Source organism: Clostridium paraputrificum, assembly GCF_900447045.1.
Taxonomy (GTDB): domain Bacteria; phylum Bacillota; class Clostridia; order Clostridiales; family Clostridiaceae; genus Clostridium; species Clostridium paraputrificum.
Map to the genome: position 1 here is coordinate 67316 of NZ_UAWH01000014.1, position 26846 is coordinate 94161.

25 protein-coding genes are annotated in these 26846 nt (G+C 29.8%); 22 read left to right on the top strand and 3 right to left on the bottom strand.

Going from position 1 to position 26846, the window contains the following annotated elements; all coding sequences use genetic code 11:
- Window positions 1-21 precede the first annotated feature (21 nt).
- The 3 genes from DR024_RS05405 (at window position 22) to DR024_RS05415 (ending at window position 2228) form a co-directional block, all read left to right on the top strand.
- A complete protein-coding gene (locus DR024_RS05405; RefSeq protein ID WP_027098864.1) occupies window positions 22-672 on the top strand; it encodes an N-acetylmuramoyl-L-alanine amidase in 651 nt (216 codons plus the stop codon).
- Between the two features lie 140 nt (window positions 673-812).
- Window positions 813-1655 (top strand): fumarate hydratase, encoded by an 843-nt coding sequence (locus tag DR024_RS05410; RefSeq protein WP_027098865.1) that lies wholly within the window; start codon window positions 813-815, stop codon window positions 1653-1655.
- Window positions 1656-1664: 9 nt separating this feature from the next.
- The gene (locus DR024_RS05415) at window positions 1665-2228 is read left to right on the top strand and encodes a Fe-S-containing hydro-lyase (RefSeq protein ID WP_027098866.1); all 564 of its coding nucleotides are present in this window, start codon (window positions 1665-1667) and stop codon (window positions 2226-2228) included.
- A 16-nt stretch (window positions 2229-2244) separates the two neighbouring features.
- Here the strand turns inward: DR024_RS05415 and DR024_RS05420 are convergent, their stop codons facing one another.
- On the bottom strand, window positions 2245-3102 hold the full coding sequence (locus tag DR024_RS05420) for a YitT family protein (RefSeq protein ID WP_027098867.1): 858 nt from the start codon (window positions 3100-3102) through the stop codon (window positions 2245-2247).
- A gap of 128 nt (window positions 3103-3230) precedes the next feature.
- On the opposite strand from DR024_RS05420, the gene DR024_RS17650 reads away from it, so the two are divergent.
- The 10 genes from DR024_RS17650 to iadA all read left to right on the top strand — a co-directional run bounded on the left by DR024_RS17650 (window position 3231) and on the right by iadA (window position 15063).
- Window positions 3231-3395, top strand: coding sequence for a hypothetical protein (locus tag DR024_RS17650; RefSeq protein ID WP_155849308.1), 165 nt, complete (start codon window positions 3231-3233; stop codon window positions 3393-3395).
- A gap of 86 nt (window positions 3396-3481) precedes the next feature.
- Window positions 3482-4171 carry a response regulator transcription factor gene (locus DR024_RS05425; protein ID WP_027098868.1) on the top strand — a complete coding sequence of 230 codons (690 nt, stop codon included), beginning with the start codon at window positions 3482-3484 and terminating at the stop codon, window positions 4169-4171.
- Window positions 4143-5966, top strand: a complete 1824-nt coding sequence (locus DR024_RS05430; RefSeq protein WP_034866644.1) for a sensor histidine kinase — start codon at window positions 4143-4145, stop codon at window positions 5964-5966. Before DR024_RS05425 ends, DR024_RS05430 begins: the two co-directional genes overlap by 29 nt.
- Before the next feature lie 235 nt (window positions 5967-6201).
- Window positions 6202-8424, top strand: coding sequence for a ribonucleoside-diphosphate reductase subunit alpha (locus DR024_RS05435; RefSeq protein WP_027098870.1), 2223 nt, complete (start codon window positions 6202-6204; stop codon window positions 8422-8424).
- 21 nt (window positions 8425-8445) lie between these two features.
- Window positions 8446-9480: a ribonucleotide-diphosphate reductase subunit beta gene (locus tag DR024_RS05440; RefSeq protein ID WP_027098871.1), complete on the top strand. Its 1035-nt coding sequence runs from the start codon at window positions 8446-8448 to the stop codon at window positions 9478-9480.
- A 225-nt stretch (window positions 9481-9705) separates the two neighbouring features.
- Window positions 9706-11325, top strand: a complete 1620-nt coding sequence (ptsP, locus tag DR024_RS05445; RefSeq protein ID WP_055185080.1) for a phosphoenolpyruvate--protein phosphotransferase — start codon at window positions 9706-9708, stop codon at window positions 11323-11325.
- 253 nt (window positions 11326-11578) lie between these two features.
- Entirely contained in the window at window positions 11579-12115 is a 537-nt protein-coding gene (locus DR024_RS05450) for a chromate transporter (RefSeq protein ID WP_027098873.1), read from the top strand.
- Window positions 12115-12645, top strand: coding sequence for a chromate transporter (locus DR024_RS05455; protein ID WP_055185078.1), 531 nt, complete (start codon window positions 12115-12117; stop codon window positions 12643-12645). The genes DR024_RS05450 and DR024_RS05455 overlap by 1 nt, the downstream gene beginning before the upstream one ends.
- Window positions 12646-13875, top strand: a complete 1230-nt coding sequence (locus tag DR024_RS05460) for a tetratricopeptide repeat protein (protein WP_055185075.1) — start codon at window positions 12646-12648, stop codon at window positions 13873-13875. It abuts the gene before it with no gap.
- 15 nt (window positions 13876-13890) lie between these two features.
- Window positions 13891-15063: a beta-aspartyl-peptidase gene (gene iadA, locus DR024_RS05465; protein WP_027098876.1), complete on the top strand. Its 1173-nt coding sequence runs from the start codon at window positions 13891-13893 to the stop codon at window positions 15061-15063.
- Between the two features lie 26 nt (window positions 15064-15089).
- Here the strand turns inward: iadA and DR024_RS05470 are convergent, their stop codons facing one another.
- Both DR024_RS05470 and DR024_RS05475 read right to left on the bottom strand, forming a co-directional pair.
- Window positions 15090-15659: a cell wall hydrolase gene (locus DR024_RS05470; RefSeq protein WP_055185073.1), complete on the bottom strand. Its 570-nt coding sequence runs from the start codon at window positions 15657-15659 to the stop codon at window positions 15090-15092.
- A gap of 62 nt (window positions 15660-15721) precedes the next feature.
- Window positions 15722-16708, bottom strand: coding sequence for a hypothetical protein (locus DR024_RS05475; RefSeq protein ID WP_027098878.1), 987 nt, complete (start codon window positions 16706-16708; stop codon window positions 15722-15724).
- 174 nt (window positions 16709-16882) lie between these two features.
- Between DR024_RS05475 and cdaA the strand changes: the two genes are divergently transcribed.
- The 9 genes from cdaA (at window position 16883) to ilvN (ending at window position 26836) form a co-directional block, all read left to right on the top strand.
- Entirely contained in the window at window positions 16883-17737 is an 855-nt protein-coding gene (gene cdaA / locus DR024_RS05480; protein ID WP_027098879.1) for a diadenylate cyclase CdaA, read from the top strand.
- Window positions 17707-18927 (top strand): CdaR family protein, encoded by a 1221-nt coding sequence (locus tag DR024_RS05485; RefSeq protein ID WP_027098880.1) that lies wholly within the window; start codon window positions 17707-17709, stop codon window positions 18925-18927. The genes cdaA and DR024_RS05485 overlap by 31 nt, the downstream gene beginning before the upstream one ends.
- A gap of 94 nt (window positions 18928-19021) precedes the next feature.
- Complete coding sequence (locus DR024_RS05490; protein ID WP_027098881.1) at window positions 19022-20623, top strand: NAD(P)/FAD-dependent oxidoreductase; 1602 nt, start codon at window positions 19022-19024, stop codon at window positions 20621-20623.
- Between the two features lie 163 nt (window positions 20624-20786).
- Window positions 20787-21695, top strand: a complete 909-nt coding sequence (gene ptb, locus DR024_RS05495; protein WP_027098882.1) for a phosphate butyryltransferase — start codon at window positions 20787-20789, stop codon at window positions 21693-21695.
- A gap of 26 nt (window positions 21696-21721) precedes the next feature.
- Entirely contained in the window at window positions 21722-22789 is a 1068-nt protein-coding gene (gene buk, locus DR024_RS05500; protein ID WP_027098883.1) for a butyrate kinase, read from the top strand.
- A gap of 212 nt (window positions 22790-23001) precedes the next feature.
- A complete protein-coding gene (locus tag DR024_RS05505) occupies window positions 23002-23832 on the top strand; it encodes an AIM24 family protein (protein ID WP_027098884.1) in 831 nt (276 codons plus the stop codon).
- Window positions 23833-23920: 88 nt separating this feature from the next.
- Complete coding sequence (locus tag DR024_RS05510) at window positions 23921-24220, top strand: YerC/YecD family TrpR-related protein (protein ID WP_111918294.1); 300 nt, start codon at window positions 23921-23923, stop codon at window positions 24218-24220.
- A gap of 89 nt (window positions 24221-24309) precedes the next feature.
- Complete coding sequence (gene glmM, locus DR024_RS05515) at window positions 24310-25659, top strand: phosphoglucosamine mutase (RefSeq protein ID WP_027098886.1); 1350 nt, start codon at window positions 24310-24312, stop codon at window positions 25657-25659.
- A 676-nt stretch (window positions 25660-26335) separates the two neighbouring features.
- A complete protein-coding gene (gene ilvN, locus DR024_RS05520) occupies window positions 26336-26836 on the top strand; it encodes an acetolactate synthase small subunit (RefSeq protein WP_027098887.1) in 501 nt (166 codons plus the stop codon).
- The last annotated feature ends 10 nt before the right edge of the window (window positions 26837-26846 follow it).

Here is a 26846-nt window from a genome sequence, read left to right on the forward strand (position 1 = left end):
AGTTTGAATGGAGGATGCACTATGAAAGTAAGACGAATAATAGTGGCAGTGTTTATAGCATTATTAATGATAAAAGTACCTGTTATGGCAGAAGAAGTATCAAAAGGCATTGTACTTATAGATGCTGGTCACGGTGGCATTGATGGTGGTGCACAATCAAGAAATGGAACTATTGAAAAAGATATAAATCTTCAAATTAGTAAAAGATTAAAAGAAAAACTTGAAAAAGAAGGATATAAGGTATACATGACTAGGGAGGAAGATAAAGAATTATCTCCTAAAAAGGTAAAAGATTTAGAGGCTAGATGTAAAATGAAGATAGAAACTAAATGTGATATTTTCATTTCAATACATCAAAATAAGTTTAATAGTGAAAAATGTTTTGGAGCTCAAGTATGGTATGCAAGTAACGAAAAAAGTATGAAATTAGCAAAGTATGTACAAGGTTCCTTAAAAGAAGTAGTAAAAGATAATAACAAGAGATTAGAAAAGGCCGCAAAAGAACAATATAAGATATTAAGAGATAAATATGATGGTGCTTGTTTAATAGTAGAATGTGGTTTTTTATCAAATAATGAAGAAGAACAAAGGTTAAAAAGCGAAAGCCATCAAAATCAAATTGTAGAGGGAATAACAATTGGAATAAATAAATATTTTGATGAAATAAAATAAATTTCCGGGGAAATATGTAGAAGAAAGAAGGTGTTTGTATGCACCTTCTTTTTTATTACGAATTTTGCAAGTAATTGAAAAGTAAATGAACTATTAGTATAATATGGATGTAAATTATATTAGAGGTAGAGGTGAAGTTTATGAGAGAGATAAATGTAAGAGAAATAGAAAATGTAGTTAAACAATTATGTATTGATGCAAATTATTATATAAGTGATGATATAAAAGATGCTTTAAATAAATTTAAAGAAGAGGAACCATTCATGATAGCTGAGGATGTATTAGATAAAATTTTATTAAATGCAGATATAGCTGCTAATGAGAATGTCCCAATATGCCAAGATACTGGAATGGCTTGTATTTTTATAGAAGTTGGACAAGATGTTCATTTTGTTGGGGGATTACTTGAAGATGCAATTAATGAAGGGGTAAGAAAAGGATATGATGAGGGATTTTTAAGGAAGTCAGTAGTGAAAGACCCTATAGATAGAATAAATACTAAAGATAATACTCCAGCTGTAATATACTATAATCTAGTAAAAGGGGATAAGGTCAAAATTACTTTGGCACCTAAAGGGTTTGGCTCTGAAAACATGAGTAAAATAGCAATGTTAAAACCAGCTGACGGTTTAGAAGGTGTTAAAAAGTTTATTTTAGATACAGTTAAGCAAGCTGGACCTAACCCATGTCCCCCTATGGTTATTGGAGTTGGAATTGGTGGTACTTTTGATAAGGCTGCATATTTGGCTAAGAAGGCATTAATTAGACCAATAAATGAAAGAAATAAAAATGAATTTTATAAAGATCTTGAAATTGAACTTTTAGAAAAAGTTAATAAGTTAGGTATAGGACCACAAGGTTTTGGTGGAAGAACAACAGCCATTGGATTGAATATAGAAACTTACCCTACCCACATAGCAGGATTACCTGTTGCAGTAAATATAAATTGTCATGCTACAAGGCATAAAGAGATAATATTATAGGAGGTAATTATGGAAATAAATTTAAAAACACCATTAACTGAAGAAAAAGCAAAAAGCTTAAAGGCTGGAGATACTATATTATTATCAGGTACAATTTATACTGCAAGGGATGCAGCCCATAAAAGATTAATAGAATTAGTAGATATGGGAGAGGAGTTGCCTTTCAATATCAAAGATGAAATAATTTATTATGTTGGACCTACTCCAGCAAAGCCTGGGGAAGTTATTGGTTCAGCAGGGCCAACTACTAGTTATAGAATGGATCCATATGCTCCAATACTTTTAGATTTAGGTCTTAAAGGAATGATAGGAAAAGGTTCAAGAAGTGAAGAGGTAATAAATGCAATTATAAGAAATAAGGGGATTTACTTTGGTGCTATTGGAGGAGCAGGAGCATTAATAGGTAAGAGTATTATTAGTTCAGAAATAATAGCATATAACGATTTAGGTGCAGAAGCTATTAGAAAAATTGAAGTTAAAGATATGCCATTGGTTGTTATAGTAGATACTGAAGGAAACAATTTATATGAAATTGGACAAAAGAAATATTTAGATAGCAAAAAAGCCAGATAAAATATCTGGCTTTTTATTATAGGTTTTGGAATCCACGCCCTTTAACTTCAGAAACGTCTAAGATACTAATAAAAGCTTTGGGGTCGCATGATAATATTCTGTTTTTTAAAGTAATCATCTGCCTAGAGGTAACTAGACAGTATAACATTCTCTTGTCTTGATCTGTAAACTCTCCTCTTGCAGGAAGAGTAGTGACTCCTCTATGCATATCAGCTATTATATATTTAATAATTTCTTCTTCTTTTTCAGTTAGTATCATCATTAACTTTTTACTTGAGAAACCTCTTATAACTTGGTCCAATACAAGACCTTGAATAAACATTGATATTAATGTATATAAAGCTCTAGGAATACCAAATATTATAGCTCCTATAGTTACTATTATTAAATTTATAGCAAAGTTAACTGCTCCTATATTAAAATTAGAATATTTTTTTCTAATTAGCATGGTTATTATATCTGTACCACCAGCAGAGCCATTACGCAAAAAAACAAGTCCGTAACCTATTCCGCATAAAATCCCTCCGTAAATACAGTAAAGAAGCATATCATTTACTTTTATATATGAAGAAAATTGCTTAGTAATGATTAGTGACGTTGATAATGAAACCATACCTACGGCAGAATAAATGGTAAAATCTTTACTTAATTTTTTATAACTTAATATAAAAAGTGGGATATTTAAAATAAAAAGAGTAATACCAGAGGAGATATTCCACATGTATTCTAAAATAAGTGCAATACCTGTAGCACCACCACTTAATAATTGAGCATGACTCAAAAACAAGTTAATACCTAAAGATGCTATAAAGCAACCAATAAAAATAATAATTACATCTAAAATAAAGCTTTTGTTATTTTTTATAATTTCCATAAAAAAACCCCTAAATTAAAAAATTAATCATTTGATTTATACTCCCTGTCCATTATATATAAAGAAAAAGAGAAATAAAACACTTTACTGTTAAAATTATAGTAAAATTATGAATAGAGGTGATAGTTATGAGTAGAATAAATTTGCCAGGAAGTAAGGAAAATAAAAAGATTTTACTTATTATACTAATAATTATTGCTATAATTGTTATAGCAAAATTTAAGATAGATAATAAGCAAAGTAATACTTTTTACTTTGAAAATAATGAATATACTATAGAAGAAGGAAAGTAATAAAAACTTAATAAAGGATTAGTAAAGATATGATTTAATAAGAATAGGATATAATTTAAATATATAAGTTTAAGGGGGCAATTGGTGTGTATAATGTTTTGGTTGTAGACGATGAAAAAGAAATTAGGGATGCCATTGAAATATATCTTAGAGGAGAAAAGTTAAATGTAATAAAGGCTGAAGATGGTTTAGAGGCTTTAGATATATTAGAGGGTAAGCAAATACATTTAATTATATTAGATATAATGATGCCTAAATTAGATGGAATAAAGACATGCTTAAAAATTAGGGAAAGCAAGAATATTCCTATAATAATGTTATCAGCAAAAGGAGAAGATTCTGATAAAATTTTAGGATTAAATGTAGGTGCTGATGATTACATAACAAAGCCATTTAACAATTTAGAGTTAGTAGCGAGGGTTAAGTCTCAATTAAGAAGATATGAAAAACCTTTGAGTATAGAAGAAAGTTCAGTTATAAAGGTAAAGGACTTAGAAATAGATACTTTGCTTAAAAAAATAACTGTAAGAGGAGAAGAGATAAAAGCTACAGCAACAGAGTATAAAATATTGCTTTTATTGGCTTCAAATTTAGGTCGAGTTTTTTCAATAAAAGAAATATATGAAAAGGTTTGGGAAGAGCCGTTTTATAAAAGTGAGAATACAGTCACTGTTCATATAAGAAGAATAAGAGAGAAAATAGAATTAAATACAAAGGAGCCAGAGTATATTAAGGTGGTGTGGGGTATTGGCTACAAAATTGAAAAAGAAAATTAAGAGCTATTTCAATCATATATGGATGATTGAAATATTAATAGTAGCACTTACTTGTATATTTTTTGGAGTTGAGGTATATAAAGACGTATTTACTAGATATTCTTCGAAGAATTTATCAGCTATGCAAGCAACTATAAATCCTAAGGGATTTTATAAGCAGACATTTTTAGATGAAGTAAAAGGACTTCAAAAGTATATCTATAATAATACATTTGGATTAGAAGAATTATATTATAATGACAAAAATAGAGAAGATGTTTTAAAAGCATACTTTATTAACAACTCCTATGAGGGTAGTGATATAGATTCAAGTGATAGTAAGCTATATTTCATTATACGAGACAAGAGAGATAATTCTATTATAACCAATGATTTTAGTGAGACGTTAAGTGTAAGCAATGGATTAACAGAGCAGGATATACAGGATTATTTATATAGTAAGTATAAAGGACGTGAAATGCTTAAGATAAGTGATAACGAGAATATTTCCGAAGAGAACTTAGTATATAATAGTAGTATATTATCAAACTTTCAGGAGTATTATTATTCGGATATAAATAGATATACAAACATTAATAATTTAAAGATTGCTATTTTAAACTTCATAATTATTTTTATTGCTATATTCATGTTTATAAAAATAATATTTGTATTTATAAGAAGTAGAGGTAAAGTTGAATTAAGAGGGAATTTTGTAAAAAGCGTAATATTTGTACTTAAGTATGGAGTTGCTTATAAGGAAACTAGAAGGACTTTAATGATAACTTTCAGCAGCCTATCACTATTTTTTATAGTATATTTATACTTATTAGCAGTAAATGGTGGGTATGAGAATAATATATTAGCTAAGTTTTTTTCTATGTATCCATTTAAGGGGAGTTTCTTTATAATGTTATTACCTTTGATAGGAATAACTTATTCATTAAAGAAATCTATTGAGATAATTAAGGTGAATGAAGCTATTAAAAAATCCGAAGATGGAAATATAAAATATGAAATTAAAGATCAATGTAGTCCAGAGGTTAGAGAATTACTTAATAATATAAGTAAAATAAAAGAAGGATATAGCATTGCGGTAGAAGATGCATTGAAAAATGAAAAGTTAAAAACAGAACTTATTTCTAATGTATCCCATGATTTAAGAACACCATTGACATCTATAATAAATTATGTAAATATTTTAAGACAAGATATAACTAAAGATGAGAAGGAAGATTATCTAGCTATTGTTGAAAAGAAAGCTAAGAAGTTGAAGGTTTTAATTGATGATTTGTTTGAGATGTCTAAGATTAATAGTGGAAAGATGGAATTGTTTAAGGATAATATTGATGTAGTTTCCCTTATTCATCAAACAATAGGAGAATATTATTATATATATGAAAGCAAAAATATAGAATTTAAGGTTGATAGCTATAGAGAAGAGGTATATATTGACCTTGATGGAAAGTTGATTTCACGAGCAATAGAGAATATCATAATAAATGCTATGAAGTATTCATTAGAGGGGACTAGAGTATATGTAGATATTAGAGAAAAGGATGGATACATTGTTCTTTCTTTTAAGAATATATCTAATTATGAAATGAACTTTGATAATAAGGAGATATTTGAGAGATTTGCAAGGGGAGATTCTTCTAGAAATTCTAGAATAGAGGGGTCAGGACTAGGATTGGCTATAACTAAAAGTATAATTGAATTACATGATGGGAAAGTATATATAACAAGAGAGGGAGATATGTTTAAAATATTTATATATTTACCTTTAAATAAAGAGAATGAAGTAGATCTAGGATAAGCCTAGATCTATTTTTTTGTTCTTGGAGTAATAGGATTTATTTATTAATAATCATTACAGGTAAGTGAAGTAATATGGAGTAAAATGATAAAAAGATATAATTTTTGACCAGAAAAGGAGTATATAGAATTTTACATACTTATTTATAAAAATTATAATGTACTATATATTGTACTGTAATTAGGAAATGATTAAAAAGAATACTATATATAGTGGAGGGGTCGAGTTGGAAAAGATAGAGAAGTTATGTAGAGAAGGGCTTTTAGCAATTAAAGATAACGAGGGAATATATACCCTAGATAGGTTAAAAGAAGCTTTAGAGCATATTATAACACCTAAGATGAATGATAAACAGCTTATGGAATGTATCATTCAAGTATCATTAGAGTTAACTACGGAGATGGAACCAAAGTGGCAATATGTTTCGGCTAGATTATATACTCTTAAGCTTTATGATGAAGTTAAGAAAATAAGAGGAATAAATAGCGAATCTGGATTATATTCGGGCTTGTATAAATTTATTGAGGAGTTAACTGAGGAAGGTTTATACGGGAAATATATATTGGAAAATTATACAGAAGAGGAAGTTAAAGAATTAGAGAATGTGATAAAGCCTGAAAGAGATTTTTTATTTACATATAGTGGGATAAGCTTGTTAAGTAAGAGATATCTTGTTCATAACTATGATAGAGAGGTTGTTGAATTACCACAACAAATGTTTATGGGAATTGCTATGCACTTAGCTATTCCTGAAGAGAAAGAGAATAGAGTAAATTGGGCTATAAGATTTTATGATGTATTAAGTTCATTAAAAGCAACTATGGCAACTCCAACTATGTCAAATGCAAGAAAACCTTTCTATCAATTAAGTTCATGTTTTATTGATACTGTTGATGATAGCTTGAAGGGTATATATAAATCTCTTGATAATTTTGCAGAGGTATCAAAATTTGGTGGTGGCATGGGCATATATATAGGTAAGGTAAGAGCATTAGGATCTGCTATAAGAGGCTTTAAAGGAGCATCAGGAGGAATAATACCTTGGATAAAACTATTTAATGATACAGCTATAGCAGTAGACCAGCTAGGAGTTAGAAATGGTTCAGTAGCTATTTGGTTAGATGCATGGCATAAGGATTTGCCTGAATTTCTTCAATTAAGAACAAATAATGGTGATGATAGAAAAAAAGCACATGATATTTTCCCAGGACTATGTTATCCAGAATTATTTTGGAGATTAGCAGAAACTGATATTGATGCTAATTGGTATATGATGTGCCCACATGAAATAAGAACTGTAAAAGGATATTCATTAGAGGATTTTTATGGAGAAGAGTGGGAAGAAAGATATTATGATTGTGTTAATGATTGCAGAATAGAAAAGAGAGTAATGTCTGTAAAAGATATAGTAAGGTTAATAATTAAGAGTGCGGCAGAAACAGGAACACCATTTGCATTTTATAGAGATACTGTAAATAGGATGAATCCTAACAAGCATAAGGGAATGATATATTCATCTAATTTATGCACAGAAATAATGCAAAATATGAGTCCTATGGAAATAAGGAAATCAGAGATAGTTGACGAAAATGGAGATAAAATTGTTGTAGAAAGAACTAAGTCAGGAGATTTTGTAGTGTGCAATTTATCTTCTATAGTTCTAGGAAATGTAGATGTACTTAATGATAAGGAACTAGATTATGTAGTAGAAACTCAAATTAGAGCAATGGACAATGTTATAGATTTGAATTATTATTCTGTACCTTTTGCTGATATTACTAATAAAAAGTATAGAGCTATAGGATTGGGAACAAGTGGATATCATCATATGCTTGTAAATAATAGAATCCATTGGACATCAGATGAACATTTAGATTTTGCTGATAAGGTATATGAGAAAATAAATTATTATGCAATTAAGGCAAGTATGGAGATAGCTAAAGAAAAGGGAAGATATTCAGAATTTCAAGGCTCAGATTGGCAAAGTGGAGATTATTTTGACTTAAGAAGATATGATTCTGATGAATGGAATTCCTTAAAAAAAGATATTAATAAGTATGGGATAAGAAATGGATATATTATGGCAGTGGCCCCAAATGGTTCTACAGCTACAATCGCTGGTACAAGTGAAGGTGTTGATCCCATAATGTCTAGATTTTTCTTAGAAGAAAAGAAAGGAAGTATAGTGCCGAAAACTGCACCACAGTTATGTGATGATAATTATTGGTATTATAATTCTGCTTATAATATAGATCAAGAATGGTGCGTTAAAATAAATGGAATAAGACAAAGACATATTGACCAAGGGCAATCATTTAATTTATATATAACAACAAATTATACAATGAGAGGTATAATGAATCTTTATATTGAAGCTAATAAATGTGGAGTTAAATCAATTTATTATGTTAGAAGTAAATCTTTGACAGTAGGAGATTGTGAAAGTTGTTCTGCATAAAAATTTTAGAGGGTGAATGTTATGAAAATAAATAGAAAACCATTATTTAATGAGTTTGGAGATATTGAAGTTAGTAAAAAAAGAATGATTAACGGAAATACTACTAACTTAAATGATTTTAATAATATGAAGTATGGATGGGTTAGTGATTGGTATAGGCAGGCTATGAATAACTTTTGGATACCAGAAGAAATTAACTTATCACAAGATTTAAAGGATTATTTTAAATTGAATGAGGCAGAGAGAAGTGCATACGATAAAATATTATCATTTTTAATATTTTTAGATTCAATTCAAACTGCAAATTTAAGTAATATATCAAACTATATTACAGCAAGCGAAGTTAATCTATGTTTGACAATTCAAGCATTTCAAGAAGCTGTTCATTCACAAAGTTATAGCTACATGTTAGATACAATATGCTCTCCTGAGAAGAGAAATGAAATATTATATCAATGGAAAGATGATAAAATATTATTAGAAAGAAATAAATTTATAGGGGAATTATATAATAACTTTTTAAGAGAGCCTAACAAGTATAATTTAGTGAAGACAATTATGGCTAATTATATATTAGAGGGTATATACTTCTACTCTGGATTTATGTTCTTTTATAATTTAGAGAGAAATGGTAAGATGCCTGGATCTGCACAGGAAATTAGATATATAAATAGAGATGAGAATACTCATTTGTGGCTATTTAGAAATATAATTAAAGAACTTCAGAAAGAAGAACCAGGGTTATTTAATGATGATTTAAAAAAAGAACTAGTAGATATGATGAAGAAAGGTGTTAAAAATGAGATCGCTTGGGGACATTATGTAATAGGTGATAACATACAAGGAATAAACAAAAAGTTGATAGAAGATTATATTAAGTATTTAGGAAATTTAAGATTAAGCGCTATAGGATTACCTAAAATATATGATGGGTATGATGAAAATCCTGCATTGTGGGTAGATGTATTAGCAGATGCTAATTCGGTTAAAACAGACTTTTTTGAAGCAAAATCTACAGCATATGCAAAAGCTGCCACCCTGATAGATGACTTATAAAGATTGTATTAGGGTAAAATTTAATTATATTAAAAGTTTTTATGCGAAATGTTAAAAAAGAAAGAAATTAAATAATAGGTGTTAACATGTTTTGAAAATATGTTATAATAAATAATAGTTGCATTTATAATGTAAAAGGTTTACTATAGGGTATTAATATATTTAAATAAGAGTTGTGAGATGGTTAAATTAGTGGAATATATAGTTTGAGGAGGATCATTAATTATGAAAAAAGGTATTGCTGCTTCAAAAGGTTATGCAATAGGAACTGTATTTTTACAAGAACATGAAGAAATAGTTATAACAGATCAAAAAGTTACAGATGTAGCTGTTGAAAAAGAAGCTTTACAAAAATCTTTAGATGCTTCAAGAGCTCAATTAGAAAAGATTAAAGAAAAAGCTGCTGCAGAAATGGGAGAAGAAAAGGCTGCTGTATTTGAGGCTCATATAACATTATTAGATGACCCAGAATTTACAGGGGCTATGGCTATGGAGATTGAGTCAAATAGTATAAATGCTATGAAAGCTGTAGACAATGTTACTAATATGTTTGTATCAATCTTTGAATCAATGGAAGATGCATATATGAGAGAAAGAGCTGCTGATATTAAAGATGTATCTAAGAGAATAATTGCTAACTTAGCTGGTAAGAGTGCAGATGCATTTGCTATAACTGAAGCTAATACTGTAGTAGTTGCTCATGATTTAACTCCATCAGACACTGCTCAATTAGATAGAAGTAAAGTTGTAGGTTTTATTACAAACATAGGTGGAAGAACTTCTCATGCTGCTATTATGGCAAGAACATTAGAAATTCCAGCAGTTTTAGGATTAGGAGATATTACTTCAGCTGTTAAAACTGGAGATAAGATAATAGTAGATGGTATTACAGGTGATGTAATAATAAATCCATCAGAAGATGTAATAGCTGAATATGAAGCTAAGAAAGAAAAGTTCAAAGAAGAACAAGAAGAATTAAAGAAGTTAATAGATGTTAAGACTACTACTAAATCAGGAAAGAGAGTAGAAGTTTGTGGTAACATAGGTCAACCAGAGGATGTACTTGGCGTTATTGCTAATGGTGGAGATGGTGTTGGTCTATTCAGAACAGAATTCTTATATATGGATAGAGACAATGCTCCAACTGAAGAAGAACAATATGAAAGTTACAAGTTCGTTCTTGAAAAAATGGAAGGTAAGCAAGTTGTTATCAGAACATTAGATATCGGTGGAGATAAAACTTTACCATACTTACCATTACCAGAAGAAATGAACCCATTCTTAGGATATAGAGCAATAAGACTTTGCTTAGATAGAAAAGAAATATTCAAGGTTCAATTAAGAGCATTATTAAGAGCTTCTGTTTACGGAAACTTATGCGTAATGTTCCCAATGATTTCTGGATTAGAAGAATTCCAAAATGCTAAGGCTGTTGTTGAAGAATGTAAAGCTGAATTAAGAGCAGAAGGAAAAGAATATTCAGATTCAATCCAATGGGGTATCATGGTTGAAATCCCAGCTGCAGCAGTATATGCTGACGAATTAGCTAAGCATGTTGATTTCTTCTCAATAGGAACAAATGACTTAATACAATACACATTAGCTGCTGACAGAATGAGTGAAAAGGTATCATACCTATACAACCCAATGCATCCAGCAGTATTAAGATTAATAAAGATGACTATCGATGGTGCACATAAGCATGGTAAGTGGGTAGGAATGTGTGGAGAAATGGCAGGAGATGAAGCTGCTATTCCAACATTGGTAGAATATGGATTAGATGAGTTCTCAATGAGTGCTACATCAATTTTAAATGCTAAAAAGATAATATTAGATCAAGAATAATATAAAAACACTCGCATATGGCGAGTGTTTTTTTTTTTGCAAAGTTATCCTACAGTTGATAAAATAGAAAATGTTTTGGATTTATATTACATATATGAAAAAGAAGGTTATAGGAATATTAAGTTTTAGAATAAAGGTGTTGTCGAATAGCAACACCTTTTATTTTATAAAATATAAATATAAAATCTATTATAAGCACACAATATTTATATGATAGAATATAAGTTGAAAAATAAGGAGATTATATAGCAATATGGAAAAGTTATTAAAAATGTTCTTTTCTTTTTTTAAAATTGGAGCATTTACATTTGGTGGTGGATATGCTATGATTCCGCTTATTGAAGAAGAAGTTGTTAATAAAAATAAGTGGATAGAAAAAGAAGAATTTATGGATATGTTAGTTATATCTCAGAGCTTTCCGGGAGCTTTGGCTATCAATTGCTCAACATTTATAGGATATAAATTAGGAGGTGTGATAGGAGGTATAATTGCAATATTAGGAGTAACGTTACCGTCTTTTATGATAATATTATTTGTAGCTACAGTATTTATGCAATTTAGAGATAATTACTATGTAAATTTAATATTTAGTGGGATTACAGCTGCAGTACCTATGTTAGTTTTAGCTGGTGTAGTAAGCTTATTAAAAGGTGTAAATAAAAATATATCTAATTTAATAGTTGGAATTATAGCTTTAATTGCATTAGTAGTATTTGATATTCATCCTGTTATAGTTATTATTTGTTCAGCTATTTATGGTATGGTATTTCTTAGAGAGAAGGTGGGATGATGGATATCCTATTAAAATTATTATTCACATTCTTTAAGATAGGTTTGTTTAGCTTTGGTGGTGGCTATGCAATGATACCATTTATGCAAAGAGAAATTATTGAAAAACATCAGTGGTTAAGCAGCAGTGAATTTGTAGATATAATAGGGATATCTCAAATGACACCAGGACCAGTGTCAGTTAATTCAGCAACTTTTGTAGGATATAAAGTTGGTGGAGTAGTAGGAAGTATTTTGGCTACATTAGGAATAACGGTGATTTCCTTTATACTTGTATCTATTGCATCTAAGGCTATAGATAAGTTTAAAGAATCTAAATATTTAAAGGCAGCACTTTTGGGAATGAGGCCTGTTCTTATTGCGTTAATAATAAATGCATTTATATCATTAGCTAAAGATGCATATGTAGATGTGAAATCTATTATAGTTACTTTGATTGTAGGAGGATGTTTATTCTCTAAAAAGATTCATCCTATAGTTATAATAGTATTAGCAGGTTTATTAGGAATTATATTTTGGGGGATTATTTAAATGAAACAAAAGAATAACAATAAATTATATTCAAAGGCAATTAAATATTATGAAGAAGGAAAGCTTGAGAAAGCATTATTACAGTGTGAAGAGGCAATAAGTTTAAATTTAAGAAATTCTGCTGCGTTGAATTTAAAAGGACTTTTACTATATTTAAAAGGAAATTTAGATGAGGCAGTTGCTACTTGGAAGATTAATTGGGATTTTAATGATGATAAAATTGCAAAAAATTATATTCAAGATAGCAAAGCTGATTATAATAGAGTGAAATTATTTAATAAGGGAGAAAAACATTTAGCTAGATTAGAAATAGATGAAGCTATAGAGAGTTTTATGAAATGTAGAGAAAGTGATTTTAATTCATTAAATGTAAATCTCTCTTTAGCAAAGTGCTATTTAAAAAAATGTGAGTATGTTTTAAGTTCATATTACTTAATAAAAGCTCTAGAAATAGATAGGTTTAATAATGAGGCAAATAATATAAAAAAGAGTATAGAGTCATATAGTAATGAAAAAGTGAATGTGGCCAATAATTTATTAGATTTGAAGAAAGTTATAATTTTTATAGGAATTATATTAATAATTATTGCGATACCTTTAATAAGCAGCTTATATGCATCTTCTGCAAAACAGCAGGAAAATGTAGACAAGCAGTATTTTAATGATAATAATATGAATGAAGATACTAAAAAAGAAGATAATAAAGAAGAGAGTTCTGTAGACTTTAGTAAAATAGATAAATACATAGATGAAAAAAATTATATAGAATTACATAATATAATTAGTAAAGTAAGGTTAGAGAACCTAAGCAAAGAAGAACAAGTATTTTATTATAAGGGCAAAGAAGCCTTAGAAGCTAATAGTGCTGATTACTTATACAAAAGAGGAATGGAATCTTATAATAATAAAAAATATGAGAGCGCAAAAAGTGATATGAATTTAGCTTACATATATGGAAGAGAAAATTATTTATATCCACATATATTGTTTTTTAATGCAGTAATTGAAGCAAAATTAAATAATGTTGATGAGTCAATAAAGTTTTATGAAGAATATGAGAAGTTGTTTTCTAAAGGAGAATATATTGAAGAAGTATTGTATGAATTAGCATTAATGTATAAGGAAAAAGATATTAATAAAAGTATTTACTATGCGAAGAAGTTGAAAAAGAGCTACTCAAAATCTATTTATTATAATAAAAATATACAGAATATCTTAGAGCTTAATTAGAAGGGATGTGTCTTTGTGATAACTGTAATAAGGGATGTAGAAGTATATTCGCCTGAATATTTAGGTAAGAAGAATGTAGTTGTGGTAGGAAACAAGTTTGAAGGAATATATGATGAAATAAATATACCTAGTGATTTTATAGAGATAAAGATAATTGAGGGAAAAGGTAAATTGATGTTTCCTGGATTTATAGATGCTCATGTACATATACTAGGTGGAGGAGGAGAAAATGGATTTTCATCGAGAACACCAGAAATTAAGTTTACAGATTTAACCAAGGCGGGTATTACAACAGTAGTAGGTTGTTTAGGCACAGATGATGTATGTAGAGATGGAAGAGCTTTATTAGCAAAAGCTAGAGCTCTTGAAATAGAAGGAATAACAAGCTATTGCTATACTGGATCATATTCTATTCCTGTAAAAACAGTTACTAATAGCATTAAAGAAGATATAATGTTAATTGATAAATATATTGGTGTTGGTGAAGTCGCCATATCAGATAATAGAAGTTCTCAACCAGCTTTTGAAGAGTTTACAAGAGTTGTTTCTCAATCAAGGGTTGCGGGGTTATTGTCTAATAAAGCTGGAGTAGTGAATATACATGTTGGAGATGGTAGTGATAAGTTGAATATGATTTTTAAGTTAAAAGAAAATACAGAAATCCCTGTATCTCAATTATTACCAACTCACATAAATAGAAATATAGATTTATTTAATGAAGGGATTAAACTGGTTAAAGAAGGTGGATTCATAGATTTAACTACAAGTTGTGATCCGGATAATATGGAAGAAGGGGAAGTAAGAGCAAGTAAGGGATTAAAGATGGCCTATGATTTAGGGGCAGATTTAAATAGAATAACATTTTCGTCAGATGGAAATGGAAGTTTACCTAAATTTGATAGTGAAGGAAACTTAAGTGGTATGGGAATATGTTCTGTTTTTAGTTTATATGAAGAGGTAAAAATTGCAATACAAGAGCATAAAGTACCTATAGAAAGTGCAATTAAGGTTATAACATCTAATATTGCAGATGTATTAAAGTTAGATTTAAAAGGGAGAATAGAGTCTAAAAAAGATGCGGATTTTGTATTAGTAGATAAAAATGAATTGACAGTTATTGATGTGTATGGAAAGGGAGAGCCTTTAATAGAAAACAGAGCAGTAATTAAAAAAGGTATTTTTGAATAAAAAAAGAGGGGTATAAAGCCCTCTTTTTAACATTTGAAAAATACGTGATTACCAATTGATTTGGTATCTTTTTTTTGTGTTTGTTTCATCCATGAGCAGGTAGCTATGGCAGGATTATAGAAGTAAAGCGCTTCATTTGTTGGATCCGTACCATTAATAGCTTCATAGACAGCATCATAACAACTTTGATCTGGATTAGCTTTAATATCTCTATTTCTAACGCAAGAAAATGCATTAGTTTGAAATATAACACCTTCAATACTATTTGGGAAACCTGGATTAAGTAATCTATTTAGCACAACAGATGCTACAGCTACTTTTCCTTCGAAAGGTTCCCCTCTACTTTCTGCATAAACGAGTTTAGCCATTAGATCTATATCACATTGTGTTATATATATCTTTTCCTGACCATGATTAAAAACTTCCACTGTTTCTTCTGTATTTATATTATTTAATTTATTTACTATATTAATTTCCTCTAGTGTAATGTCATAACTAGAAGTGTTACCCATTACTATTGCTTTAGCTGGGATTGCTGAGCAAAACAAACTGAGAAGAGCTAAGCAAAGAGTAAATTGGCACATAAATTTTTTCATAAATAACCTCCTTTTTCTAACCCAGTCAAGTGTTAGTATTGCCAAAAGAAGATTATTTATACTTATTTATTATTAAAATTATCCAACTCAGATTTTAAATCTTTTAAGCTATCAGTAAAGTCTTCATATTTTTCAAAACTATTTTCATAGTTTATATCTATATTATCATCCTTATCTTTTTCGTTAGATGTTTTTTCTACTACTATGGAATGTTCAAGAGAAGTTATATATAGTTCATAGTAGTTTAATGTGTCTTGAAGTACTTGATAACATTCATTTCCGTTTTCAGGAATGCTAAATGAATAAGTTTTGCTTTTTAATTCATTAAATTTACTTCTCTTATCCTTTACGTCTTTAAGTAGATTATCAAGAGAACGACCATCTTCTCTAATTTTATTTAGAGCAGGACGTAAATCTTCGTTAATAGAATTTAGAACTTCTATGCATTCTTCAAGATTTAGTATATAAGTACTTTTTTGACTTATTTTTATATCATTTTCTCTATTGAGCTTTATTAAGGTATTGATAAATGTAGTGGATGTTGTAAAAAATTCATCTGCTTCTGAAGGAAACTCTATATCTAGTCCTAATAAATGTAGTGTATCATAATTGTTTTTAAGTAATTCATATGTTTGGGTATATTCATTGTATGTTTGTAATATTTCCGTAGAATTAGGATTTTTTATAATTGATAATGTTAATTGGTATAGATTTATATTATATTCAAGTGTTTCAGATAATTTTGTTTTTAATTCTTTATTTTGGTCTAATACATTAGCTGAATCTAAAGTAGATTGGATATTTGATAATTCTATTAATTCATTAGTTAATGTCTCTTTTGTGGTATCAGAATTTATACCATTATCATCTAAACAATCTTTTAGTTTTTTGTTACAAGATTCTATTTTTTTTCCTATGTTATTTAATTGAGATATATTTCTATTACTTGGTGTTAATTTAATTACGCATAAAATAACAATAGGGAGTAAGATTATACATATGATTGCAATAATATATTTTTTATTGATGTTAAGTTTATCTAGTTTCATATTTTTTATCCCTCCTTTTACGGATATAAATGTTCTATATAAGATTTATATTATTTATTTATGTAAAATAGTATGATTAATTAAAAAAAATCATAATTTTGTAATCTCGATTATATTAAGAATTGGTAAATTAGTGTATAATTTAAATAGTGATTAAGAAGAGGGGTGAGACCAATGAATGAAATAGGAACATTAATAATTAATACGGTGAAAAATATTACCATTTGGTCTATTTTAGATATACTAGTTGTATCTTTTATTTTTTATAAGGGATATATGTTGATAAAGGAAACAAGAGCAGAGCAATTATTAAAAGGTACTGTATTCATATTTGCTCTTATTCCAATAAGTCTATTTTTAAGGTTGGATACATTGAATTTTATATTAAACAAAACACTTACTATTGGTGTTTTAGCTATGATTATAATATTTCAACCTGAAATTAGAAGGGTATTAGAGCATTTAGGTAGGAGTACATTTGAAGATATACATTATGGTCAGCCAATTGAGTATAGAAACGAAGTAGTAAATGAGATAGTAACAGCTGTGGAGAATCTTGCAGCTACTAAGACTGGAGCATTAATAGCTATAGAGCAAGGAACAGGTCTAGGAGAGATTATATCCTCAGGAACACTTATAGATGCACAGGTTAGTGCAAATCTTTTAGAAAATATATTTGTTGTAAATACTCCATTGCATGATGGAGCAACAATAATTAGAAGAAATAGAATTCATGCTTCAGGATGTGTTTTGCCGTTAACAAATAATAATAGCATAAATAAGAAGCTTGGAACTAGACATAGAGCCGCAATGGGGCTGTCAGAGAATTCAGATGCATTAGTTATAGTAGTATCTGAAGAAACAGGAGTTATTTCATTAGCTGTTAATGGTAGATTGACTAGAAATTATGATAAGGAAAAATTAAAAACTATACTTTTGAAAATAATGGAAAACAGAGATGCTAAAAGAGTAAAAAGTGCTGGAGAGAAGGTGAAAACATGGATAAAGGGAATGAAAAAAGAGGCGTAGTACAATTAGTTTGCGTTTTATTAGCTTTTTGTCTATGGCTTTATGTAACTAGCATAGAAAATCCTAATAAATCTTCAGAAATAAAAGATATACCTGTAGATATAATTAATTCAGAGGTACTAAGAGAATCTAATTTGGCATTATCCCCTAATCAAAACTTTACTGTTAATTTAAGGGTAGAGGGACCTGCAAATGCGGTTTATTCTGCCAAAGTAGCTGACTTTAAAGTTACAGCTGACTTAGGAACTTATGTATTAAAGAAGGGTGAAAATAATGTTCCAGTAAGAGTGGTTAATTATCCGCAAGATGTAAATGTAATGAATACTGGAGTATTATCAATAAAAATTAATGTAGAAGAGTATACCGAAAAGTATGTTAATGTTGTATCTAAAGTAGATACATTTTTTAAAGAAGGTTTCGTAGAAAGAGCTGTAGAATTTACGCCACAAAGTGTTAAGATTTATGGTCCTGAAAGTGCAGTTTCAAAGGTAGAATCAGTAGCCTTAATTGGAGAGACTAAAGATATATCAGAAGACTTTGAAAGTGAATATGAGTTGATTCCTATAGATAGTGAAGGAATTGTGGTAAAAGGTGTAAATTTAGATAGGTCAAAAGGAACGTTAAAAATGCAGGTGGGAAAAGGAACGGAAGTTCCTATAAAAGTTAAATATACAGGTTCATTAAAAAATGGATTAAGTATAGAGAAGGAAACATTATCAAAGAGTAAAGTAAGTATTATTGGTAATCCTAAGGATGTTGAAAATATTAAATATATAGAAACAGAGCCGTTAAATTTATCTGATATAGTATCTAGTAAAGATGTAAACTTGAAGTTATCAATACCGGAGGGAATAACAGTAAGTTTAGATGAGCAGTATGTAACTGTTAACTTGAAGATAAAGGATGAGATTCCAGTAACTAAAAGCTTTGATGTTAAGGTGGATTATATTGGAGTTGATACAAGTCATGAGTATACACCTAACACAGTAAAGGTGGTATTAGAAGGGACAAAAGAAGCTTTATTATCAATAAAAGCTGATAATATTAAAGTTGAAGCAAGTGTTGGCGGATTAGTTGAAGGAAATCATGAAATTGAGTGGAAAGCAACTTTAGTAGGAATTGATAGACAGGATGTATCCATAAAAACAAATAGTGGAAAGGTTACGGTAGTTATAACGACATTGCAGTAAAAACTATTAATTCTTCCAATTAAAAAAGTGGCGTAGCCACTTTTTTTTTGTTATAGTAGGAAATAAAAGATATCTAATAAGAAAAGGTGAGAATATGACAATTAGAGTTAATAATATAAGCTTAAGTATAGAAGAACCATTGGAGAATTTAAAGGGAAAAGTAGCTAAAAAACTTAGAATAAATGAATCAGATATTTTCAAGTTTAAAATTTTAAAAGAAAGTGTTGATGCTCGTAAAAAAGACAATATAAAATTTAATTATTCTATAGATATAAGTTGTAATGGAGAAAAGAGAATAGTATCTAAACTAAAAGATAAAGATATAAAAATTGAGGATAACATAGAAGAAGTTAAGGTTGAATCGGGAAATGTAGTATTAGAACATAGGCCTGTAGTAGTTGGATTTGGACCAGCCGGTATATTTTCTGCATTAAGACTAGCTCAATACGGATATAATCCTATTGTAATTGAAAGAGGAGAAGATGTAGATTCTAGAACAAAAACTGTAGAGGAATTTTGGATGGGGAATTGTAAGCTAAATCTAGAATCAAATGTACAGTTTGGAGAAGGTGGAGCAGGAGCATTTTCAGATGGTAAACTTACTACTAGAATAAAAGACAATAGATGTGGATATGTTTTAGAAGAACTAGTGAAAGCAGGAGCGCCAGATGAAATAATATATTCTGGGAAGCCACACGTAGGCACAGACTTATTAAAGGGAGTAGTTAAAAATATAAGAAAAGAAATTATTAGGTTAGGTGGAAAAGTTAAATTTAACTCAAAGTTAGAAAAGGTAAATATCAAGGATGGAGAGTTAAAGAGCATTATTGTAAATGGTGAAGAGATTCCTTGTGAAGCATTGATTTTAGCAATAGGACATAGTTCAAGAGATACATATGAAATGTTATTTAGAGAAGGAGTTTTTATGCAACCTAAGGCTTTTGCAGTAGGTGTAAGAATTGAACATCCACAAAATATGATTGATGAAAGTCAGTATGGTAGGTATGCTGGTCATCCTAGATTAAAGGCAGCAGATTATAGGTTAGCTTATCAAAGTGAAAAAACAGGAAGAGGAATATATTCTTTCTGTATGTGTCCTGGAGGAGTGGTTGTAGCAGCTGCTTCAGAGGAGAATAGATTAGTTTCTAATGGAATGAGTTATCATGCAAGAGATTTAGAAAATGCAAACTCTGCATTAGTTGTAACTGTTGGACCTGACGATTTTTATGGAGATTCACCGCTTAAAGGTATGGAGTTTCAAAGATATTATGAAAGTTTAGCATATAATTTAGGTGGCGGTGGCTATAAGGCACCGATTCAACTAGTTGGAGACTTTATGAAGGATGAAGTAAGTAAAAAATTAGGCTGTGTGACACCATCATATAAACCAGGATTTGAATTTAGGGATTTAAGAGAATGTTTACCTAATTATGTGGTTGATTCTCTAAAAGATGGTATAACTAAATTTGATACTAGAATAAAAGGATATGGAATGAATGATGCAGTACTTACAGGTATAGAGACTAGAACATCAGCACCTGTAAGAATGTCAAGAAATGAGAATTTAGAAAGTATAAATACATCAGGATTATATCCTTGTGGAGAAGGAGCGGGTTTTGCAGGAGGAATAATATCAGCTGCAGTAGACGGAATTAAGGTTGCTGAGAAAATTATAGGTAAATATAAAGAAATTTAATGAAATATTCTGAAAACTTCGGTTTTCAGGATATTTTTTGTTACAATGGAATTAATATCTATGGATAAGTATAACTATGAATGTTATAAATTTAACATAGTTTTATGTTGTTTAACTTGTAAATAATTAAAAATATAGATAAAGAGTATAAGAGGTGTGTAAAATGAGTAAAAATTTTGATGATTTATTATCAAGGGTAAAAGAGTGCAAAAGAAAAAAGGTTTCTGTTGCAGTAGCACAAGATGAACCAGTATTAGAAGCTATTAAAGCTGCTAAGGAACAAGGAATTGCTGATGCGATTTTAGTAGGAGATAAAAATAAGATTAAAGAAATAGCTGATTCAATAGGTATGGATATAACTCAATTTGAAGTTATTCATGAACCAGATGTAAAAAAAGCTGCATTATTTGCAATCCAACTAGTATCTAGTGGCAGAGCTGATATGGTAATGAAGGGGTTAGTAGATACAGCTACTTTTTTAAGAAGTGTTTTAAATAAAGAAGTTGGATTAAGAACAGGAAAGGTAATGTCTCATGTATCAGTGTTTGAAATTGAAGGATTTGATAGGTTAATATTCTTAACTGATGCTGCATTTAATACTTATCCTGATTTAAAGGCTAAAGTACAAATAGTACAAAACTCTGTTAGTGTTGCACATGCATGTGGAATAGAATGTCCAAAAGTAGCTCCAGTTTGTGCGGTTGAAGTGGTAAATCCAGATATGCCAGCTACAATAGATGCTTCATTATTATCAAAGATGAATGATAGAGGACAAATAAAGGGATGTGTAGTAGATGGACCATTAGCTTTAGATAATGCATTATCAGAAGAAGCTGCTCATCATAAAGGAATAACAGGACCAGTTGCAGGAAAAGCTGATGTTATAATGCTTCCTAATATAGAAACTGCAAATGTAATGTATAAAACTTTAACTTATACATCTAATAGCAGAAATGGTGGAATACTTGTTGGTACTTCAGCACCAGTTATATTAACTTCAAGAGCAGATAGCTTTGAAACAAAGGTTAACTCAATAGCTTTAGCAGCTGTTGTAGCTGAATCTATTAAATAATCAAGAGAATTAATGGAGGTTATGGTATGTCATACAAATTATTAATTATAAATCCAGGCTCAACTTCAACTAAAATTGGAGTGTATGAAGATGAAAAGGAATTATTTGAAGAAACTCTTAGACACTCAACAGAAGAAATAGCAAAATATGATAGCATATATGCGCAAAGAGGGTTTAGAAAAGAAGTTATTTTAAATGTTCTAAAAGAAAAGAACTTTGATATAAAGACTTTAGATGCAGTAGTAGGTAGAGGGGGAATGCTTAAGCCAATTCCAGGTGGTACTTATGCTGTAACTGAAGAATTATTAGAAGACTTAAAGGTTGGAGTTCAAGGACAACACGCTTCCAACTTAGGTGGAATATTATCTAATGAAATAGCAAAAGAAATAGGAGTACCAGCGTTTATAGTTGATCCAGTTGTTGTTGATGAATTAGAAGATATAGCAAGATATTCAGGTGTTCCAGAACTACCAAGAAAGTCAAAATTCCATGCTTTAAATCAAAAAGCTGTAGCAAAGAGATATGGAAAAGAAAGTGGAAAAGGATATGAAAATCTAAATCTTATAGTTGTACACATGGGTGGAGGAGTTTCTGTTGGGGCTCATAACCATGGTAGAGTTGTGGATGTAAATAATGCATTAGATGGAGAAGGAGCTTTTTCTCCAGAAAGAGCAGGTACAGTACCAGCTGGAGATTTAGTTAAGCTTTGTTTTAGCGGTAAGTATACTGAAAAAGAGGTTTATAGCAAGTTAGTTGGTAATGGTGGATTAAATGCATATGCTAACACTAACGATATGAGAGATGTATTAAAAATGATAGATGAAGGCAGTGAAGAAGCAAAGGAGTTATTTAGTGCGTTTATTTATCAAGTTGGAAAAGATATTGGAGCTATGGCAACTGTCTTAGAAGGTAAGGTTGACCAAATAGTTTTAACAGGAGGAATAGCATATTCTCCAGTAGTTACTGAAGCTATAAAGAAAAGAGCTGGATGGATAGCTGGAATAACAATTTATCCAGGTGAAGATGAATTACTTGCTTTAGCACAAGGAGCTATAAGAGTTCTTAGTGGGGAAGAAGAGGCGAAGGTTTACTAAAATAAATTATTACTTATAGAAGAAGCTTGTTTTAAACGAGCTTCTTTTTGTTTTTAAGAACTTAAAAACTTAAGAAGTTAAGAAGTAATAGTAAAAATGCGGTGTTGAACGGATTTTGACGAGATAAATTCTAATTAGAAATAATTTATTCGTTAATAATACAATGAATAAATTTGTGATAAAATTAAGATAAAAAATATTGAGGTGAGTTTATGAGAACATCTATGAATATTCAAAACAAATTGACTATGTTATCAGAGATGAGAAATGATTCGAAGTTTCAGATTTTAGAATTTGATCGTTTAGAAGGAGCAACAGATGTTGGAACAGCTCTTGGATTACAAATAATGAATGACAGTGGAATAAAGCTGAGACAAGTTAGAATTATTCTTGAGGATAGTTCAGTAAAGCTTGAATCAGGCGCGTTAAGTTATATGAAGGGTGAAATAGAAATAAAGACTAAAACAGGTGGAGTAGTTGGATTAGGGAAAAAGTTTTTAAATAGTAAGTTGACAGGTGAAACTATGTTTAAACCAACCTATGAAGGAACAGGTGAAATATTTTTAGAGCCGTCATTTGGACATTTTGCCTTAATAGAATTAGAAGATGAAGAAATTATAGTTGATGATGGATTGTTTTATGCTTGTGAAGAAGATGTTGAAGTTGGGGCAGCCATGCAAAAAAGTGTTTCTTCAATGTTATTCGGAAATGAAGGAATATATCAAACAAGTATTTCTGGAAGTGGAATAGTTGTATTAGAGATTCCTGTACCGGAGTCAGAAATTTTTAAATGTAAATTATTTAATGATACCTTAAAGGTAGATGGTAATTTTGCTGTATTAAGAACTAGTAATATTAAGTTTACTGTAGAAAAATCATCTTCTTTAATAGGAAGTGTTACTAATGGTGAAGGGTTATTAAATGTATATAGTGGAACAGGAGAGGTATGGTTATTACCAACGATGAGTATTTATCAAGATTTAAGGTTAGAAGGATTAAACTCTTTAGCTAATCCAGAGGGCAGTAGGAATACAGAAGTATAAAATAAATCTTGCTTTAACTATATGAAGTTGTGAATTGTAAAAGCTTAGAGTATAATTAACTAGTATATTATTCTAAGGAGTGAATAAAATGAGTGAGATAAACTCAAAGATAAAAAGTAAAGAGATGGATTTGTTTTTTGAAGCTATACTCAAACTTGAAAATTTAGAAGAGTGTTATAATTTTTTTGAGGATGTTGCAACCATAAATGAAGTAAAATCCTTAGCACAAAGAATGCATGTGGCTAAGCTGTTAAATGAAAAAAAGACATATACAGAGATAGTTGAAATAACAGGAGCAAGTACTGCTACTATAAGTAGGGTAAATAGATGTTTAAATTATGGTAGCGATGGCTATAGTTTATTACTTGAAAGAATAAGAAAAGACTAGGAATAGTGTTGCCAATATTGAGGGCAATGATTATACTAAATTATAGAAACTTAAGAAATTAGAGTACTTTTAATGAAAAGAGGTAAATTATGAGTAGAATGTTTGGAACAGACGGAGTAAGAGGTATTGCAAATACTGAATTGGATGCAAGGCTAGCTTATAATTTAGGAAGAGCTGGTGCGTATGTTTTAACTGAGGGTGCACATAAGCCAAAGATATTAGTAGGTAAAGATACAAGAATATCAGGGGATATGTTAGAAGCAGCTTTAGTTGCAGGAATACTATCAGTAGGAGCTGAAGCAGTTGTTTTAGGAGTAGTACCAACACCAGCAGTAGCACATTTAACTAGAGAATATGGAGCAGATGCAGGGGTAATGATTTCAGCATCACATAATCCTGTTGAGTATAATGGAATAAAGTTCTTTGATGATAAGGGATATAAATTATCTGATGAATTAGAAGATGAAATTCAAAGAGTTATTGAAAGTGATTTTGAAGGTGTTCCAAGTCCTGTAGGAACACAATTAGGAAGAGAAATAATAGAAGTTGGAGCATTAGACGATTATATAGAGTTTGCGAAAAATACTATACCGTTTAAATTAAATGGCTTAAAGGTTGCTTTAGATTGTGCAAATGGAGCTTCATATATGTCATCAGTTAGAGCATTTAGGGAATTAGGTGCAGATGTATATGTAATAAATGATAATCCGGATGGGACTAACATTAATGAGAAATGTGGCTCTACACATCCAGAAGAATTAATGGAGTATGTAGTTAAAAAGGGATGCGATATAGGATTTGCATTTGATGGAGATGCAGATAGATGCTTAGCAGTAGATGAAAAAGGAAATTTAATAAATGGTGATTTCATCCTTGCTATATGTGGAAAGCACTTAAAGGAAATTAATAGATTGAAAGACAATACTTTAGTAGTTACAGTAATGAGTAATTTAGGATTAGATATTGCATGTAATGAATTAGGAATGAATACATTAAAAACTAAGGTTGGAGACAGATATGTATTAGAAGAAATGATTAAAGGAAAATATGTTTTAGGTGGAGAACAATCTGGACATATTATATTCTTAGATTACAATACAACTGGAGATGGCTTAGTTACGGCTCTTCAAATAGCATCAATAGTTAAGAAAGAAGGAAAGACATTAAGTGAACTTTGTTCAATAATGAAAGAACTTCCTCAAGTGTTAGCTAATGCAACTGTACCTAACAATAAGAAAAATATTTATTTGGAAGATAAAGAAATACAAGATGAAATAAATAGAATAGAAGAATTATTACATGGAAAAGGAAGAGTTTTAATAAGGCCTTCAGGAACAGAACCTTTAGTAAGAGTGATGCTAGAGGGAGAAAATCAAACTGAAATTGATGAATTAGCCCATAATTTAGCTAATATGATTGAAGAGAAGAGTAGTAAGTAAAAAAAGTTAAATAAGTAGAATTGTAAACCGTGCTTTATGATTAAATGAAGTACGGTTTTTTATTGTATTGCTTTGATAGAAAGTTTGACTATATAGCAGATTTAACAAAATCAGAAAAGAAGTTTAACTAAATGGTAATAAAGTTGCAAAAGTAATAATATTATAATAAAAAAGATATATAAATATTTAACTATAATACAAATAAGTATGTGATTAATTGATGAATTGTCAAAAAACAATTAATTATATCTAAAGAAATCTTAAAAGATAAAATAAGAATAGGATTTCACTAACAAATTTATAAAAGTAAATTTGATTCATTGACAATACATGGATGAAATAGTAAAATTTTATCAACAAAACATTTATGGAAATTAATCGCTATGAAGGAGACGTTTATTTAAGCAAGAAGGTTTCAGAGAGTCGATGGTAGGTGCGAATCGATACTTTATTTAAATAATTATCACTCCAGAGCTGAATCCAGAAAGTTCTTTTAGAATGAGTAAGCGATATCCGGTGTGCATCCGTTATATGCAAGGGTTTGTTGGAACCTAGTGATATTATATTTCAGGCGGATTTTTATCCCACCTCTTATGGTTCATATCATTAAGGGTGGGTATTTTTATACCTTTTATCTAGTATTATTGGGGATATATTTTAATAAGGAGGAGGCTATATGGAACAAAGGCATGTGTTATCTGTTTTGGTAAAAAACTCATCAGGAGTTTTAAGTAGAGTTTCTGGATTATTTTCAAGGAGAGGCTATAACATAGATAGTCTAACTGTAGGAAGAACAGAAGATGAAAAAATCTCAAGGATGACTATTGCGATAGTTGGGGACAATGACACTTTAGAACAAGTGAAAAAACAATTAGATAAGCTTGAGGATGTAATCAAGGTCATCGACTTAAAAAGCGGAAATTCTGTGTATAGAGAACTTGTTTTGATTAAAGTTAAAGCAGATGCTGAAAAGAGAGCGGCAATTAATGAAATAGTTACTATTTTTAGAAGTAAGATTATTGATGTGTCAGTAGATACTCTAACTATAGAATTAACAGGTGACGAGAGTAAGATAACAGCATTAATAAAACTTATGGAAGAGTATGGAATACAAGAGTTGGTAAGAACAGGGGTAACAGCTCTTGAAAGAGGGGACAAAAATATAAGGAATCATTAATTAGCAATAA